General features: G+C 53.7%; 17 protein-coding genes. 4 read left to right on the top strand and 13 right to left on the bottom strand.

The genetic code is table 11. From position 1 onward, the window contains the following. The first annotated feature begins 5 nt into the window (after nt 1-5). Both MELB17_RS05045 and MELB17_RS05040 read left to right on the top strand, forming a co-directional pair. The gene (locus MELB17_RS05045; RefSeq protein ID WP_007349063.1) at nt 6-2,486 is read left to right on the top strand and encodes an ABC transporter permease; all 2,481 of its coding nucleotides are present in this window, start codon (nt 6-8) and stop codon (nt 2,484-2,486) included. Continuing rightward, a complete protein-coding gene (locus MELB17_RS05040; protein ID WP_007349062.1) occupies nt 2,483-3,607 on the top strand; it encodes a lipocalin-like domain-containing protein in 1,125 nt (374 codons plus the stop codon). Before MELB17_RS05045 ends, MELB17_RS05040 begins: the two co-directional genes overlap by 4 nt. A gap of 10 nt (nt 3,608-3,617) precedes the next feature. Here MELB17_RS05040 and MELB17_RS05035 read toward each other — a convergent pair whose 3' ends face one another. From MELB17_RS05035 to MELB17_RS05005, 7 genes are all read right to left on the bottom strand, one after another. Next, the gene (locus MELB17_RS05035) at nt 3,618-4,559 is read right to left on the bottom strand and encodes a MotB family protein (RefSeq protein ID WP_007349061.1); all 942 of its coding nucleotides are present in this window, start codon (nt 4,557-4,559) and stop codon (nt 3,618-3,620) included. A gap of 3 nt (nt 4,560-4,562) precedes the next feature. Continuing rightward, the gene (locus MELB17_RS05030; protein WP_007349060.1) at nt 4,563-5,348 is read right to left on the bottom strand and encodes a MotA/TolQ/ExbB proton channel family protein; all 786 of its coding nucleotides are present in this window, start codon (nt 5,346-5,348) and stop codon (nt 4,563-4,565) included. A 72-nt stretch (nt 5,349-5,420) separates the two neighbouring features. Continuing rightward, complete coding sequence (locus tag MELB17_RS05025) at nt 5,421-5,819, bottom strand: YkvA family protein (RefSeq protein WP_007349059.1); 399 nt, start codon at nt 5,817-5,819, stop codon at nt 5,421-5,423. Between the two features lie 27 nt (nt 5,820-5,846). Continuing rightward, nucleotides 5,847-7,172 (bottom strand): DASH family cryptochrome, encoded by a 1,326-nt coding sequence (locus tag MELB17_RS05020; protein WP_007349058.1) that lies wholly within the window; start codon nt 7,170-7,172, stop codon nt 5,847-5,849. Nucleotides 7,173-7,374: 202 nt separating this feature from the next. Continuing rightward, nucleotides 7,375-8,124: an SDR family oxidoreductase gene (locus MELB17_RS05015; protein WP_007349057.1), complete on the bottom strand. Its 750-nt coding sequence runs from the start codon at nt 8,122-8,124 to the stop codon at nt 7,375-7,377. Between the two features lie 33 nt (nt 8,125-8,157). After that, the gene (locus MELB17_RS05010) at nt 8,158-9,285 is read right to left on the bottom strand and encodes an alkene reductase (RefSeq protein ID WP_007349056.1); all 1,128 of its coding nucleotides are present in this window, start codon (nt 9,283-9,285) and stop codon (nt 8,158-8,160) included. A gap of 68 nt (nt 9,286-9,353) precedes the next feature. Continuing rightward, entirely contained in the window at nt 9,354-9,941 is a 588-nt protein-coding gene (locus MELB17_RS05005) for a TetR/AcrR family transcriptional regulator (protein WP_007349055.1), read from the bottom strand. 113 nt (nt 9,942-10,054) lie between these two features. Between MELB17_RS05005 and MELB17_RS05000 the strand changes: the two genes are divergently transcribed. Both MELB17_RS05000 and MELB17_RS04995 read left to right on the top strand, forming a co-directional pair. Further along, a complete protein-coding gene (locus MELB17_RS05000; RefSeq protein WP_007349054.1) occupies nt 10,055-11,167 on the top strand; it encodes an S-(hydroxymethyl)glutathione dehydrogenase/class III alcohol dehydrogenase in 1,113 nt (370 codons plus the stop codon). Nucleotides 11,168-11,377: 210 nt separating this feature from the next. Further along, nucleotides 11,378-12,331: an AraC family transcriptional regulator gene (locus MELB17_RS04995; protein WP_007349053.1), complete on the top strand. Its 954-nt coding sequence runs from the start codon at nt 11,378-11,380 to the stop codon at nt 12,329-12,331. Here MELB17_RS04995 and MELB17_RS04990 read toward each other — a convergent pair. The 6 genes from MELB17_RS04990 to MELB17_RS04970 form a co-directional block, all read right to left on the bottom strand. Further along, entirely contained in the window at nt 12,277-13,110 is an 834-nt protein-coding gene (locus MELB17_RS04990) for an IclR family transcriptional regulator (RefSeq protein WP_050774902.1), read from the bottom strand. The two genes, MELB17_RS04995 and MELB17_RS04990, sit on opposite strands and share 55 nt — an antisense overlap. A gap of 117 nt (nt 13,111-13,227) precedes the next feature. Continuing rightward, on the bottom strand, nt 13,228-13,530 hold the full coding sequence (locus MELB17_RS25355) for a hypothetical protein (RefSeq protein ID WP_227498802.1): 303 nt from the start codon (nt 13,528-13,530) through the stop codon (nt 13,228-13,230). Beyond that, nucleotides 13,509-14,231, bottom strand: a complete 723-nt coding sequence (locus MELB17_RS04985) for a hypothetical protein (protein ID WP_007349050.1) — start codon at nt 14,229-14,231, stop codon at nt 13,509-13,511. The genes MELB17_RS25355 and MELB17_RS04985 overlap by 22 nt, the downstream gene beginning before the upstream one ends. A 106-nt stretch (nt 14,232-14,337) precedes the next feature. After that, a complete protein-coding gene (locus MELB17_RS04980) occupies nt 14,338-15,051 on the bottom strand; it encodes an ABC transporter ATP-binding protein (protein ID WP_007349049.1) in 714 nt (237 codons plus the stop codon). Continuing rightward, entirely contained in the window at nt 15,048-15,815 is a 768-nt protein-coding gene (locus tag MELB17_RS04975; protein WP_007349048.1) for an ABC transporter ATP-binding protein, read from the bottom strand. Before MELB17_RS04975 ends, MELB17_RS04980 begins: the two co-directional genes overlap by 4 nt. Before the next feature lie 2 nt (nt 15,816-15,817). Next, nucleotides 15,818-16,774 carry a branched-chain amino acid ABC transporter permease gene (locus MELB17_RS04970; RefSeq protein ID WP_007349047.1) on the bottom strand — a complete coding sequence of 319 codons (957 nt, stop codon included), beginning with the start codon at nt 16,772-16,774 and terminating at the stop codon, nt 15,818-15,820. Nucleotides 16,775-16,782 lie beyond the last annotated feature (8 nt).

The raw sequence follows: 16,782 nt of genomic DNA, 5'->3' as shown, positions 1-16,782 counted from the left end.
CGTTCATGTTCTTGTTTTCAGCGTCTCAGTTTTCAAACCTGTTCTCCGTTCTGTTCAGCCATTATCGCCGCCACCCCCTGCAACTGCTGGCGCTGGCGCTGATGATTATGCTGGCCACCATGTTGTGGACCGGCGTGAATCACCTGACGACTCAGGCGCGAGCCAGTCTGGGCCAGAGCGAGCAGGCCGCGGCCGCACGCAGTCAGTTAGAACGCGTTGATGGCCAGGCACTGACGGTGGCCGATTTTGTAACCCTGCGCCGTGCCGGACTGTGTGTAACGCCCTGGCTGGAAGTGGAACGCCCGGGGCAGGGCGGCCGGTTGGTGGGGGTAGACCCACTGGCCGCTGGTTGCTTTGCGCAAACTGCCCCTGCCGCCGGTAATAACAGCCCTGAACGAATAGACAGCCCTGAATCATCAAAAAAACCTGAGCCGGCCTGGACCCCGGTGTTAAACGGTGACCCTTTTATCGACATTAGCGAAGCCGCGGAGCTGGCGCAAAATGTTGCCCCGAGCAACGTAAGCCTGAGCCTGTTAATCGTGCCGCCTGAGCCGGCATCCGCTTTGCCCGCAGATTATCGGATGACGGGTTTCTCATTAGGCCCTGACACCGGCGAGTTGGGCGACAGCTTTCTGCTGAATCTAGACGCTCTGGGATTTTTGGTGCTGTTGATTACGGCCTTGCTGCTGCGCAGCGTTTACCAATTGGGCATGGCCCAGCGTCGTGACAGCTTTGCCCTGCTGCAGCGGTTTGGCGTTATGCCGTCAGCCATTAACCGGGTATTGTTGGTTGAAATTCTGCTGCTGGCGCTGCTGAGCGTGGTACCGGGTGTGTGGCTTGGACGCCTGCTGGCGGGCACCGTGAGCGGTGGTTTTGGTCAAGCTTTGGACAGCCTTTTCGATACGCCGCTGTACGCCGGCCAATCAGAAAACTGGCTTACGTCGATAGCGACCATGATGGCCATCGTGCTGGTGGTGTGCCTGGCGCAGAATGTGCAGGCGCTGCTGCTGCGCACGGCGGCCGTGTTGTCGTTTGCTTTACCGGCGAAGCTTTTGACTGGATTTGGAGTGAGGCCGTGGCCTTGGTTGGCGCTGCCTTTGGCTGCGATAGGCCTGGCGGTGGCGCTACTGGCGCAGTCGCTGCCGCTGGTGTTTTTTGCGGTTGCGCTGGTGTTTGCCGCTACCGGTATTGCCGCGCCATTTGCCATTGCCGCGCTGTCTGCAACACTTGCCCGGAAAACGCGGGAGCCATTAGCGTGCTGGCGTCACACCGAGCTTGGGGTTATGGCCCGCAGGCTGGCCCTGCCTTTGGTTGCGTTGCAGTTTGCGCTGGCGATGGTGTTGGCGGTGCAGGCATTGGTAACCGTGTTTGAAGTCACCTTTGACGAGTGGCTGGGTCAGCGCCTGGCCGCCGATTATTTTATTGAAGTGCCTGCCGGTGCCAGCGCGAATGCGGCCGCGCAGTGGCTGGCTGCGCAGCCGGAGCTGGCGCAAAGCGGTGACTGGCATCAAGTGGTGCGCGGCGTAGCGCAACTGCCGGCAGCGGCGAATGACCCAGCAATGGCGGATCCAAAAATGGATAACCCAAAAATGGCTGATTCAAAAATGGCTGGTTCAAAAACGGACAGAAAAGCGCAGTCGGTTGACTTGTTTGCACTAGGGCCCGTTAGCCCGCTACTGACCATGTGGAGCCTGCAGGCCGCCGGTGACCAGCCCTGGCAGGGTTTTGCTGCGGGTGAAGGCGTTATGGTGAACGAGCAGCTGGCGCGTCGTTACCCGCTGGCGGTAGGGGATACCTTGGTGCTGACATTGGCGAACACCCGGCTTGAACGGCCGGTGCTGGCGATTTATGCGGATTACGGCCGCCCAGCCGGGGAAGTGTTGATCAACCTTGAACTCTTGCCGGACGAGTTTGTGCCGGTGTTTGAAAGTTTTTCGATCAGCCCAGGCGCAAGCGACATTACGATGATAACCGATGGCCTTCAACGGCTGTGGCAGGTAGAAAGCGTGCGGGTACGTGATAACAAGCGAATCCGCGAGTTGGCCGATGCGGTGTTTGACCAGACGTTTTTGCTGACCCGCGCCATGACCTTTGTCACTCTGGTGCTGGCGGCGGTTGCCTTACTGATTATGGGCTGGGTGTTTTTCAGCACCCGGGCCTGGTATTTCCGCTTGCTCCAGGTGTGGGGGCTCACCAAGCGCCAGGTTCTGGCGCAGCTGGGCTGGCTGGCGCTTACCCTGACCCTGTCGATTACCCTGTTGGCATTGCCCCTGGGCGTCTGGTTGACCTGGGTTCTGGTGCATCGAATTAATCCATTGGCTTTTGGCTGGTCTTTACCCATGGCGATCTACCCAGGATTCTGGCTTCAGTTGGGGGTTGTGAGTGTGTTGATCGGGCTTAGCATTACGCTGCTGATGCGCAGCCAGCTTGGCGGAAGCAGCCCAAAACCGGTTTCCGCCGCCAGCCTGAGGGGTGATGAACGATGATAAAAACACAAAACTGGCTCACAGGTTTTTTTCAAAAAGCCGCAACTCTTGTGCTGCTATCCGTCTCTGTGTTGTTGGCAGGGTGCTCGCAAGAGTCAGACACCGGTGGTTTTGCCGGCCTGGCTCAGGCCATCGACGGCAGTCAGAGTGAGCCCTTCTTGCAGCCAGGGCCGGGGGATCGGTTGCGTTTTCCCGATGACTGGGGCCCGCACCCGCAACATCGTATTGAATGGTGGTATTTAACGGCCAATCTAAAAACCGCAGACGGCGAGCCGGTGGGCGTGCAGTGGACCCAGTTTCGCCAGGCTATTGAGCCGCGCCCTGCGTCAGAAGAGCCGCCGGCAGCAGAACTGTGGCCGTTGCAGGCAGCCTGGATGGCTCATGCGGCGGTCAGCCTTGAAGGTGAACACCGGTTTGCCGAAAAATTCGCCCGCGGCGACATTGGCCAGGCCGGGGCCGTGGCCAACCCACTGGATATCTGGCTTGATGACTGGCGGCTGACCCAACAGCCTGACGGCGCCTTACGCCTGCAGGTGAACACGCCCCAGTGGGGTTACGATCTGTTGTTGCGAGTTCAGGGTGAGCCGGTGGCCCATGGCGATCAGGGCTTCAGCGCGAAGTCCGCAAGCGGCGAGGGCTCAATGTATTTTAGCCTGGTCGACATCGCTATCAGCGGTGAGCTGACCCTTAAGGGCGAAACCCAAACGGTCGCTGGCAGAGGATGGTTTGATCGGGAGTGGAGCAGCCAGTTTTTGAAAGCCGGGCAGCAGGGCTGGGACTGGTTTGCTCTGCACCTGGATTCTGGCGATAAGGTAATGGCGTTTCAGTTACGGCAGCAGGACGGTGGGTTTCTGTCGGGCACCTGGATTCCAGAGTCCGGCGAGTCGGTGGCATTGCCGCCTGATGCGCTCAGCCTGACACCGCTGGGTTTCAGTGGTGCTACGCCCAATCTATGGCGCCTGCAGATACCGCAATATCAGGTGGATATTAATCTGGCGGCACCTGCCGGCAGCTATATCAATAACGGGCTCTTTCCCTATTGGGAAAGTCCGTTGAGCGTGTCTGGCAGCCACAGTGGTGAGGGCTATATGGAACTGACCGGGTACCGCGGTTCACCGTGATGGGCGGTGGTTACCAGGTGATGTTTTCTACCGGAACCGGCCCGTATTGTATGTCGATCACCGTATCCTGGCCCGGTAGCTGGCCGTCGATGATGTCACGCAGCTGAATTTCCTGCTCTTCCAGAGGGTCTGACAGATCAATAATGATCTCAACCCGCCGGTTTTTCGCTCTGTTCTCCGCCGAATCGTTATCCACCCGTGCCGCGGTATCCGCCAGGCCCTTTACCGCCAGTCGGTCGGGTTCGACGGTTCCACTGGCCAGCAACGCGTTGGCTACAGAGGCGGCGCGGGCGGCAGACAGGTCCCAGTTGCTGTAAAACCGGTCAGTACTGATGGGCACATTATCTGTGTGGCCCTCTATCGTTAACTCTCCGGGAATGCTGGCCAATACTTCTGCTATTTCCAGCAACAGGCTCTCGAACTCCCAGGTCAGCTTGGCAGATCCCGACGGAAAGGAGCCTTTTTCTTCCACCCGAATCACAATACGGTGTTGTTCCTGAGTCACGGCGATGCGGCCGTCATTGAGCGCCGGTTCCAGCACTTTGCGCAGCTGTTCCAGCTGCTCCTGAATTTTTTCCTGCTCGGCGGCTTTCGCGGCTTTGGTAGCTTCGGCTAAGGCAGCGCTGTCGACGGCGCCCCGCAGGGTATCCACTTCTGGCTTCTGATCGGTGGTGGTCTGCTTTATTTCATTGATTACGGTCGGCTCCGCCGGAGCCGACGAGAAATTGTCGAATATGATGCTGGTGCCCATAGGCACTTCCACTGCAGGCACATCGCGTTGAACACCGAAGGCTGCGGACAGTTCGCCGGCAATCTGCTTGAACTTCTGAGCGTCGATTTCAGAAAACGACAGTAACAGCACAAAAAAGGACAGCAACAGCGACATCAAGTCGGCAAATGTCACAACCCACGCCGGGATACCAGGCTTTTCTTCTTCCGGGAAGTCTTCCATCGGTTAACTGTCTGCCGCAGCTGCGCTGGCATCTTCAGGCACTTTTTCGCGCTCTTTGGGTGACAGATAACTGGACAGCATCTGCTCGATAATTCGCGGGTTAACGCCTTCCTGAATTGCGCCTAGAGCGTCTATATAGAGCGACTGCATGCGAGCTTCCTGGGTCATTCGCAATGACAGCTTGTCCGCAATAGGCGAGGCAATCATGGTCGCCATCATGGCACCGTACAGCGTTGTTAGAAGCGCCACCGCCATGGCAGGGCCAATCGATTTCGGGTCTTCCATATTGGCCAGCATTTGCACCAGGCCAATCAGCGTGCCGATCATGCCCATGGCAGGGCCCACATCTGCGAAGGCGGTAAACACTTTGGCGCCGGAGCGGTTGTGCTCCAGGGTCATCAGTTGCTCTTTACTGAGCAGTTGTTTGATGGTGGCACCGTCTTGGCCGTCGACCAACATCTGAATGCCGTTACCAAGAAATGGCGAACTTACCTCGCGCCCTTCCAGGCCCAGCACGCCTTGGCGCCGCGCTACATTCGCAATATCTACCAGCTCGTCGATGGCTGCGCGGGTTTCCGGAAGTTTGAACTTGAAAGCGCGGATCGCTGCTTTAAATGCGCCCAGAAACTGCTCAAAACTGAATTTGGCCAAAACCACCAAAAGACTACCTCCAATAACAATCAGCAGCGCCGGGACGTTAAGAAACACGTCCGGTGACACGCCTAAAATAACCGCCGAGGCGATCAACATCATCGCGCCAACCAGGCCAATCAGAGTGGCAAAATCCACAGTAACTCCAGAATACTCAAGTTGTTGTTATCGAAGGGGCCGGTGTTACCGACCGTTTTTACGCGGGCCTTTTCAGTCCGTGTCCTGCAGTTCTTTCCATGCTGCATAACGGTGCAAGTCTGACTCCACCAGTTTCAGGCACAACGCAACCACGCCCACATCGTCCACAAAGCCGATGGTCAAGATAAGGTCTGGAATCAGATCCAGCGGGTTTAAAACGTAAATCAGTGCGCCAACAATGGCGGCGATGCTTTTCCACGGTATGCTGCGATAGCGACCATTATAGTAGTCCCTCACCAATGAAAACATCAGTTTTATGTCGGTTGTGAACCGATCGAGTTTACCACTATTTTTAACTTTTTCCTCTACCGCTTGCTGCTTTTCTAACAGGCGTTGAATATCGGCTTGCTTGACGTTGTCAGACTCCGATTTCAGCTGCCTGTGGGCGGTGCGTTCACTGAAAGATGCCATAGCGTGTCCTGAATGAAGGCCCTTAAGTCAGGAGAGCGGCCAGTCAGCCGCATCCACGGTGTGCAGCCCTACGGGCTGATCGGCGTGGCCGTTCCAGCGCTCAACAAAGGTACCGTTGGGGTCGTATTGCTGGGCTTGCTTGTCCAGGTTGAAACGGCGCAGTCCGCGGGGGTCGGCGCCCACACCTGCCAGATATTGCCAGTTCCCGTAATTGCTGGCCACATCATAATCGATCAATTGCTGCTCAAACCAGGCTGCACCATAGCGCCAGTCCAGCTCAAGCTCGTTAATAAAGCAGCTGGCGACCAGTTGGCGGCTGCGGTTACTGATGTAACCGGTCTCCCGCAGCTGGTTCATGGCGGCATTCACCAGCGGATACGAGGTATTGCCCTCGCACCAGGCCTTGAAACGGTGGCCGTAGAAAGTCACGGACTGGCGCTTGCCTTGCACACCGTCGCGACGGAATAGCTCAGACCCGTGCCGCAGGGCATACCAGTAAAAATATTCACGCCAAAGAACTTCAAACCAGAGCCAGTAGGTGGATTCGTTGCTGGTGTGTTGCTGCTCATAAAGGCTGATGCTGTCTGCTACTTCGCGTGCTGACAGGCAACCATGGGCAAGCCAGGGCGAGAACTTGGACGATGAATTCCAGTCGTCCAGCGCGTTGCGGGTTTCCTTGTAGGTGTCAATGGCATGAGTGCCCGCTAAAAAATCCTGCAAGCGCGCCAGGCCTGCTTGCTCGCCGCCCCTGAACGCTTGCGGCTGTGTCGGCTCCTGAATGGCCGGGCATTCGCCGCGATTATCGTCTGGCAAACCCGGTGCCGGCGGTAGCATTTTTAACGTTGGAATGCGCAACCGCGATGGCCCCCGGTCGCCCTTTTTTTCAATCAGTTTACGAAACTGGGAAAAGGTCGTCGGCAAGTCCTGCAAGGGCATAGGCAGCAGGCTTTCAGTAAACAGGCCGAGGGTTTCGTATTGCGTGAACGCTATTTTCGGGAGTTTGTCCTGAAGAGTTTGCCACTGCACGGCTTCACGGGTACCGGGCTGGCGCGAACGCACAATTCGGCTGATGACGTGGCCGTGGGCCAACGCAGGAATCACGGTTTCCGGGTCGCCCCAGGCGATGTGCAGGCGCTGGCCCAAGGCGCGCAGGCTGCGTTCCAGCCCAATCAGGCTTTGCCATAAAAAGCGCCAGCGGTGGTGGCCCATGGTTTTGCACTGTAACGGCCCAGGTTTGAACCATCGTGGTTCTACAACGTAAACGCACAGCAGCATGTCCGACTTGGACGCTGCCAGCAAGGCGGCGTTGTCGTGTAAGCGAAGATCTCTGGTAAACCAGTAAAGCGTGCGCAACGTAAATTCCTCATTAAGCCCCGTATGGTTATAACACTACGCTTCCGCGGGTTAAAAGGATTATCCACAACGCTTCTATGAGGGTTCGTTTAAGCCTGACGGTGCCATTCTGGATGTGAACCAGAAGGTCCCGGATATGTAGGGGGTATTGCCGGGCGCCAACAGGGTCGGCGCCCGGAACTTCACCAGCTCGAAAGCGGGTTTACATCTCCTGAGCCGTAGGGCGCAGGATGATCTCGTTGATATCGACGTCATGGGACTGTTCAATGGCGTAGATAATGGCACGGGCAACCGAATCGGCGTTGATCGCGACCTTGTAAAGCTCTTCCGCTGCCTTGGCTGCATCGGGGTCGGTAATAGTGCTGGTCAGCTCGGTGGCAATCGCACCCGGTGAAATGTTGGTGCTGCGAATCTCGTCACCGGCTTCCATGCGCAAGCCTTCAGACAGGGCTCTGACTGCGTATTTGGTCGCGCAATAAACTGCACCGCCCGGAAACACTTTGTGCCCGGCTACCGAAGATAAGTTGATCACGTGTCCGCTGTGTTGTTCGCGCATGGTGGGCAACACGGCCGCAATGCCATACAAAACGCCCTTGATGTTGACGTCTATCATCTGTTCCCACTCGTCTACCTTCAGGGCATCCAGCGGCGCCAGGGGCATAAGGCCAGCGTTGTTGATCAGAACATCAATACGGCCAAATTTCTTTTTGGTTGCTGCAGCCAGGCTTTCGACCTGTGTGCGATCGGTAACATCGGTGACCTGCCACAAGACTTCTGCCCCTTTTGCTTCCAGCTCTTCGGCCAAAGACTTCAGACGGTCTTCCCTGCGGGCTGCCAGTACCAGTTTGGCACCACGGTCGGCCAGGTGGCGGGCGGTGGACTCGCCCAAACCGCTGCTGGCGCCTGTGATGATGACAATCTTGCCATTAATCGGATCGTTGGTGTTGCTCATAATTTTTCTCCTGTTTTGATCAGAAAATTCTGATCAGGCACTAATATCGAGTTCTTGCAGTGTGGGGTAATCGGTATAGCCGTGCTCATCGCCACCGTAGAAGGTGCTGTCATCCCAGCCGTTGAGCGTTGCATTCTGGCGGAACCGCTCGGGCAGGTCCGGGTTGGCAATAAACGGGCGGCCGAAGGTCACCAGGTCGCAACGGCCTTCGCTGATGCGCGTGCGGGCTTCTTCGGCTGTGTAGGCGCCGTTGGCGATGTAAGTGCCTTCATAAACAGCTCGAATCGCGTCGATGATATCTTCCGGGCGACCGCTGGCGTGATTGCCCTGGAATGAGTCTTCTACCACCTCAAGATAAGCGATCCCCAGGTCGTTCAGGTGTTTGGCAAAGGCCGTAAAGGTTTCGATGGGGTTGTCATCGTGCATGCCGTTAAAGCTGCCGGTTGGGCCAACACGAACGCCCACTTTGTCTTTGCCCCACACATCGATGACGGCTTCAATCACCATTAGCGGCAGGCGCAGGCGATTTTCCAATGAGCCACCGTATTCGTCGGTGCGGTGGTTACTGCCGCTTTTTATGAATTGCTCCAACAGATAACCATTGGCGGCGTGAACCTCAACGCCGTCAAACCCTGCATTTTGTGCGTTCAGGGCGCCCTGGCGATACTGTTCGACAATGCCGGCCATCTCGTGGGTTTCCAGCGCCCGGGGCTCAAGCACATCCACCATGCCGGAATCGGCACTGATATAGGTTTTGGCGCCTTTCGGTTTGATGGCAGACGGTGCAACCGGTAACTGGCCATTCGGCTGCAGTTCGGGGCGGGAGATGCGACCAACGTGCCACAGTTGCATGTGGATACGACCGCCGGCCAGGCGCACTGCGTCGGTTACCTTTTTCCAGCCATCAATCTGTTCCTGAGAATGAATTCCCGGCGTGAAGGCGTAGCCCTTGCCCTGGGAAGAAATCTGAGTGGCTTCACTCAGGATCAGCCCAGCACTGGCTCGCTGCTGGTAATACTGCGTGTTCATGTCGTTCGGAATATCGCCCGGTTGGCTTGAACGTGAACGGGTTAGCGGTGACATCAGAACCCGGTTGGGCAGTGTGAGGCTGCCCATAGTCAAAGGCTGAAATAGCGGATCATTCGGTTGTTGGTTGCTCATAAAATGTACTCGTTTTAGATTAATTAATATTAATTAGACCAGTCTACTAGTAACTGCGCGAAAAAAAATCAGACAATGCCAAGATACTGAGTGAAAAATACACGTGCAAACCGTTCCATGGGATCCGTTGATTTCACAACTTTTGACCTCAGAATGGCGCCTTCCCAACCAGACAACAAAACACTGGCAGCATCTGAAGGGTCAATGCAGGAGTCAATGTCGCCGGCGGTTTGTGCTTCGGCTATGCAACGTTCGAAGCGTTTTTCCCAGCCGGTGAATACCTTATCCAGTCGAACGCGGAAGGTCTCATTTTGCCCTGCAAGCTCCTGTCCTAAGTTGCCAATCAGGCAACCACGGGTACAGTCGCAGTTGGTCATGTTTTCAAAGCCAATATCGAAGTAGGCGCGCAGGCGATCCACGCAGGAACGACTACTGTCGTTGAGCATCCGGTCCAGCTTCGCATCGTATTCGTCGGCGAAGGTATCAATGATCGCGAGGCCGAAGTCATTTTTGCTGCTAAAATAATGATAGAACGACCCTTTAGGTACGCCCGCAACCGTGAGGATGCCATTGATGCCGGTTGCACCAAAGCCCTTCGTGCCGATAAGGTCAGCGCCTGTTTGAATAATAAGATTGCGTGTGTCGTTCGTCGTCATGGCACCTATACTAGACCGGTCGTCTATAATCCGTCAAACTCTTAGTATCCGGAATAACCGTAACTCTCTATTTTAACTCTCTAACGTTAACTCTGCCTGCAAGGAGATATCCCGTGATTAAATCCCGTGCCGCCGTGGCCTTCGCTGCCAATCAGCCGCTGGAAATTGTAGAAGTGGATGTCGCACCGCCCCAGGAAGGCGAAGTTCTGGTGCGTATTGTGGCCACCGGTGTGTGCCATACCGATGCCTACACCCTGTCGGGCGCCGACCCCGAAGGCCTGTTCCCGACCATTCTGGGCCACGAGGGTGGCGGCATTGTTGAAGCTGTGGGTCCGGGTGTGAAAAATCTGGAAGTGGGCGACCATGTTATCCCGCTGTACACCGCCGAATGCGGCGAGTGCAAATTCTGTACCTCGGGTAAAACCAACCTGTGTGGCGCTGTGCGCGCAACCCAGGGTAAAGGTGTGATGCCAGATGGTACCTCGCGCTTCAGCTATAAGGGCGAGCCTATTTACCACTACATGGGCTGCTCAACCTTCTCTGAATACACCGTGCTGCCGGAAATCTCGCTGGCAAAAATCCCCAAAGAAGCACCGTTGGACAAAGTGTGCCTGCTGGGCTGCGGTGTAACCACCGGCATTGGCGCCGTGCTGAACACCGCCAAGGTAGAAGAAGGGGCCACGGTCGCAATCTTCGGTTTGGGTGGCATTGGCCTGGCGGCCATTATCGGCGCCAAAATGGCCAAAGCCGGTCGTATTATTGCTGTTGACATTAACCCCGGAAAGTTCGACATCGCGAAGCAGTTGGGCGCCACCGATGTAGTCAACCCGAAAGACCACGACAAGCCTATTCAGGACGTGATCATCGAAATGACCGACGGCGGTGTGGACTATTCCTTCGAATGCGTGGGCAATGTGCAGCTAATGCGCGCTGCGCTGGAGTGTTGCCACAAGGGCTGGGGTGAATCCATCATCATCGGCGTGGCTGGCGCCGGCCAGGAAGTCAGCACTCGCCCATTTCAGCTGGTTACCGGCCGGGTCTGGAAAGGCTCTGCTTTTGGCGGTGTAAAAGGCCGTACCGAACTTCCGGGCTACGTGGCAAAAGCCGAGAGCGGTGACATTCCACTGGACGTGTTTATTACCCACAAAATGCCGTTGGAAGACATCAATAAGGCGTTTGATCTGATGCATGAGGGGAAGAGCATTCGGACGGTGATTCATTTTTGACGCGGTGAGCATCTGATGCTGACGGCATAAGTGATTTTGCTCCAACATCGCTAGCAAGTTCGCATAAAAAACCCGATTGAGTTTCTCTGTCGGGTTTTTTGTGTTCGAGATCAAACAGCCTTGCAAGTTCAGGTATGGATTTGAGTGTTGATCGCAGCCATTCGTTCATATAAGGTAAACTCATTAATAATAAATACAATGGTGTGAATCATGTTCTCTCAGTCGCTCGCTACTTCAACGATCTTTCACGGTGCGCATCCTGAAGAAGTTTCAGCGTTTGTGAATCAGCATATCGGAGGCCACAGCTTGGACATGTTGGGTGGCGAGAACCGCGCTGCAAGCCTGAGCTTCGGCGAGTTTGCAGGCTTCGGATTATCAAAAATTAGCTACGGTAGCTCGGTCAGAGTGAAAACCTCTGCGCTGGATGAAATCTACCATCTTCAGGTGGTTACCCGAGGGGAGTGCCGCTGGCGTCAAGGGGACGAGAGTTTAAAAGTACGTCGTGGGCAGGCACTGATGGTTAATCCAGATGAAGCTATTGATCTGGAATACACTCAGGAATGCGAAAAGATTATTATTAAGATTCCTGTGGACTTGATGAGATCGGTTTGTAGCAGTGGAGCCTCTGCCGGGGGGCAGCCGGTGCGTTTCAATCGAATTCCGGTTGACATGAGGCTAAATCCATCTCTTACCAACTTGCTTGCTGCGGTATTTTCAGAGTTCGATGAGTCCGGTGATACAGGTTTTGGGCCTATTTCTTTGTCGTATCGCGAAATCATATTGAAGAAGCTGCTCAAAGTATTTCCCAACACTTGGAATGCTTCGGACAATGCCCAACCAATTCCTCTTTCGATGAAGCGAATTGTTGCCTATATTGACAAAAATATTAGAGAAGATATTGACCTTGAAACGCTTTCCCAAGTTTCGAATATGAGTATTCGTTCTATCTACAACGGTTTTTCCCGGACGTTTTCAACGACACCTAAAAGCTATGTGAAGCTCGTCAAGCTTAGAAATCTGAGGAACGACTTACTGCAGGGGCATTGCCGTAACGTCACCGAAGTTGCTTTGGATTACGGTTTCAGTCACCTCGGTCGTTTTTCGTCGGACTACCGCAAGTTGTTCGGTGAATTGCCTTCTGAAACCATGCGTTTAGTGGGCTGACCACAAATTTGACGGGTGACCTTGGTCGCGCACAGACGTACTTGTCTGAACAGTTCAGAGCCTTCCCTGATGTCCGTATCTCGTTCAAGGCCAAGCAGCGTGATGACGGTGACAATGTTCCCATTCAAGTCGAATACAGGCATGCTGAGCACATTGATTTCGGGCAGATAGTCGCTGAAAAATGCGCAATAGCCATTTTCACGCACCATTTCTAGATGACTTCCGAGTTTCTCCCGAGGTATGTCTTTTCTGTTGTGTTTGGGAAGTGTGCGAGACTGCCGGTAATAATTACCAATCAGCTCCAGGCGCCTGTCCAGAGGCATGTTGGCCAGATATATACGGCCAGAGGCCGAGTTCAGAGCTGAAAGCTCAGCGCCCAGGCGTACGTTAACGGCTATCGGCTGGCTGGAATCGAGCCACTTGATAACTAAAGGCCCGTTGCCGTTCCAGACAGTCACAGAGACTGTCTTGTCAGTTTCTTCGTTTAACAGGTCAACAGCTTCGTAGGACAACTGTATTGGGTTGATTCGACGCAGTGCGGAGATGCCAAGCGTGAGGCTTGAGTTCCCCAGTGTGTACTGCGTTTGATTGACATGGTTAATGTAGCCTTCGCGTAGAAGGCTCACTAGATATTTGTGGGCACGGCTTGGGGACAAATTCAAGGCCCCTGACAGTTCTTTCAAAGTAGGTGGTTTTGCGGCCGTAGATATGTAGTCAAGAACACGAAGGCCAATCTCTAGGGAGCCAATTCCTTGCCTTTTTGGACTTTCTTCTGCCATGGATAGTGCCGTCGTAAGGTTGTTAGCTTGATTCGGGTGTAAAATGATAACAGACGCCGGGAAGACAGTCGGCGCCTGTTATTTCAAACTTGTAAGTTATGATTCTAACTTTTTGATCTAGAATGCGTATTTAGCCATTATCTCGACTTGTTGGCCTTTGGGGAGGAGGGGGCCAAACGCCAGATTGTACTTGCGCCACTCAACTCCAACTTCAAGACCTTGGGCAACGGTATGGATCAGGTTGACCCGTTGAGCTTCATAATCCGTGTTGGCGATGTCATCCACTTCCACAGCCGTGTAGGCCTCGTTGGCTCGCCATTCAGGGTTGATCACATAGCGGAAGCCGATATCGAAACCTGCTTGGCTAACAGCTTCGCCGTTCTCGGTGTCGGGTGAGCTCAGGCTATTGTTGGCGCCCACACCAGTGAAGCGCCCAAGCCCTCGCCATAGTGAGCATTCAGGTTGATACTGTGGGGCCCAAGCATAAACTTGGAGCCAATAGCACCGCCACCGGCAAAGTCGTCGTTAGCCAGCCCACGACCAGAAGCGGTCAGAATTACACGGTGGCTACCGTCGAAATTCAGGTTATAGTTTACGGCTAGGTCGGGAGTGTCGGCATCGTTATTCACAGGATCTTGAGCGGTCAGGCGAAAGCCTGCAACTTCATGGCTTATCAGGTTTGTGCGGAAATTAAAGCCGCCAAGGGTGCCTCGAGGGCCGCCCAAAAAATCTAGATAGTCATGATAGGCGACTACCCAGAACTGACCGGTCCAAGTTTGTCCTACCGTTGTTTGATCAATCTTGATGAATGCATGGCGTAAGCGAAGGTCGTTATTTTCACCGGGATATGTGCCGCCATAAAAATCACTTTCAACAAAACCAACAATCGTGTGGCCCTGTTTTTCTGTAACAGTTTTGAGATTAACACGACTCTGATTGGAGCGGCCGAAGATGTGGGAGTCACCGTCATCTACTTTTTCATAGATAGCCTCAGCCTTGAAATACCCTCCAATGCTGAATGTTGTGTCGTTAAACTCGCCAAGCTCGATAGCATAAGCGGAAGGTGCAACGCTGACGGTGGATGCAACCGCCAACGCCAACAGTGAGTTACGATAGTTCATTTATTGTCTCCTTATTGTTTCCTTATTTTTTGACGCTTGAACTATCGGCTATTAACTCTTTGTCAAATATCCAGTAAATGAACACTCCTATCCATTTCTTGTACGTTTAAACACTAAGCGCTGTTTCAACTTCCTGTAGCTTCTGAGCAAGCTCTTCAGAGCTGCCAGAAAAGTGCACTTTACCCTTAACAACAACAACATGATGGTCACACAATTTTCTAAGGGCTCTGATGTTCTTGTCTACCACCAGTGTCGAAATGCCAGACTCCCTGATGGTGGCGATTACATTCCAGATGTCTTCGCGGATCAGCGGCGCAAGCCCTTCTGTGGCTTCATCAAGGATCATCAGTCGCGGGTTGGTTGCGAGCGCCCGACCTATGGCCAGCATTTGCTGTTCGCCTCCAGAAAGCTCCGTACCTAGATTCGATAGCCTTTCCTGAAGGCGAGGGAAAGTCGCCATCACCCTATCAAAGTCCCAGCTTTTGTCGCCGTTACTGCTCGGGCGGGCCGCCATTTGCAGATGTTCTTTCACCGTCAGGTTGTGAAACATGCCCCTACCTTCTGGCACGTATGCAATGTCGCGTCGCATTCGCTTCCAGGTGGGAAGTTTGGTGATGTCTTCACCATCGAAATAAACGTGGCCACTGCGGGGCGGAACAATGCCGAGAATTGACTTGAGCGTGGTGGTTTTGCCCATGCCGTTACGCCCCATCAGGCTCATTGACTTGCCTTTGTCCAGGCAAAATGACAGGTCATGGAGGATATGGCTGCGACCGTAAAGAGTATTGAGGTTTTTAACTTCCAACAGGCTGTTATTCATGCGGTTTCCTCTTCCTCTTCTTTGCCCAGGTAAGCCTCTTTTACCCGTGGTTCATTGCGCACTTCATCCACTGTGCCAGTAATCAAGTGCGTGCCGTTATCAAGCACAGTCAACTGATCCGAAAGCTCAAAAATGGCATCCATATCGTGCTCGACTAGCACAATGCTGTATGACTTCTTGAGTTCGTTTAACAATTCGATAATGCGTAAAGACTCTTCGTGCCCCATGCCGGCCATAGGTTCGTCCAGCAGCAGGATGCACGGATCAGTCGCTAATACCATAGCCAACTCAAGCTGCCGCTGCTCGCCGTAGGAAATCTCAGCAGCAATGGAGCTAATCCGATTGCCCAGGCCAACTTGGTAGAGAGCTTTTTCAGCCGCTTCTGTGACCATTTTATTGGAATGACGTGATGCAAACAGGTTAAAACTGCCGGTAAAGCGGCGTTGGGCCGCAACGGCGCAGTTTTCCAAGCACGTTATATCGGCGTAGATATTGGTTTTTTGAAAACTGCGGCCAATACCGCGGCGCACAAAATTCCACGGCTTCATGCCTTCAATTTGTTCGCCGTTGTGAAAAATACAGCCGCTGCTTGGTTTCAAAGCTCCGCACAGCATATTTAACAACGTGCTCTTGCCGGCGCCGTTGGGCCCCACCACACCGTGAAGTTGCTTGTCATGAAACTGCAGAGAAATGTCGTCTAACGCTTTAATGCCGCCCCAATGTTTGCTCAGAGATTCGGTTTCCAAAATAATTTTGTTAGCCATAATTACTTCTCCAGCAATTTTTCAAGGTAGCCGGCAAGGCCTTTGCGTAACAACAGAACCATTAAGATGATGGAGCCACCCATAAACAACATCCAGTCTTTGCTCATATGCTCGAAGAAATATTGCAGGCCTTCGTATGTGATTGTGCCAAGAATGGCACCATAAATAGTTCCCATACCGCCCAAGATAGACATCACCAGGGCTGTGCCGGACATTTCCCACGTCATAAACTGAGGATTGACATAGCCGTACTGCAGAGCAAATAGAAGCCCTGCATAGGCAGCTAAGGTGCTGCCTATGACATAACTGATTAGTTTAAAGCTGAAGATGTTGTAGCCCAGAGCTTCAGTTCGTGCCGGATTCAGCCTGCTTGCTTCGACAATACGACCAAAGCGTGAGCGCAAAACAATTTTGATGGTCAGCAGCGTGATCAACACTCCGAGTAGTGCCAAATAATAGAAGTGTGTCGGATTGTCTAGGTTCAGAAAGCTAAGGCCAAAAATGCTGGTGTCAGGTTTTATGAAAATAAACAAGCCGTCACCACCACCAAAATGTAGGGAGTCGAAGAAGAAGTAATAGACCATCTGTGATATCGCGAGGGTAATCATGATGAAGTAAATGCCCGAGGTGCGCAGTACCACTACTCCGACTACCAGCGCCACAAAAGCACTGACGCACATGACATAGATGGCGTATATCCAAAAGTTAACCGCTTCATATTCCGGGGTAAGAATAACGAAAAGGTACCCGCCTAGTCCGTAGAACAGTGCGTGGCCCAACGTAACCAAGCCAACTCGTCCCACCAGAAAATCCAGCGACATTACAAAGATGGCGAGGATCAGAATAGTTGTGGCCTTACCTACAAAGAAGGAGTTGGACTCCAGAAAAAGCGGGATACAGAGTGCGATTATAAAAAAAGTTGCCAGGAAAATACGTTCAGTGCGTTTTTCGAAAATCATGGTCGGCT

This window comes from Marinobacter sp. ELB17, assembly GCF_000169375.1.
Classification (GTDB): Bacteria; Pseudomonadota; Gammaproteobacteria; order Pseudomonadales; family Oleiphilaceae; genus Marinobacter.
This window is presented reverse-complemented; position numbering and strand designations above follow the sequence as displayed.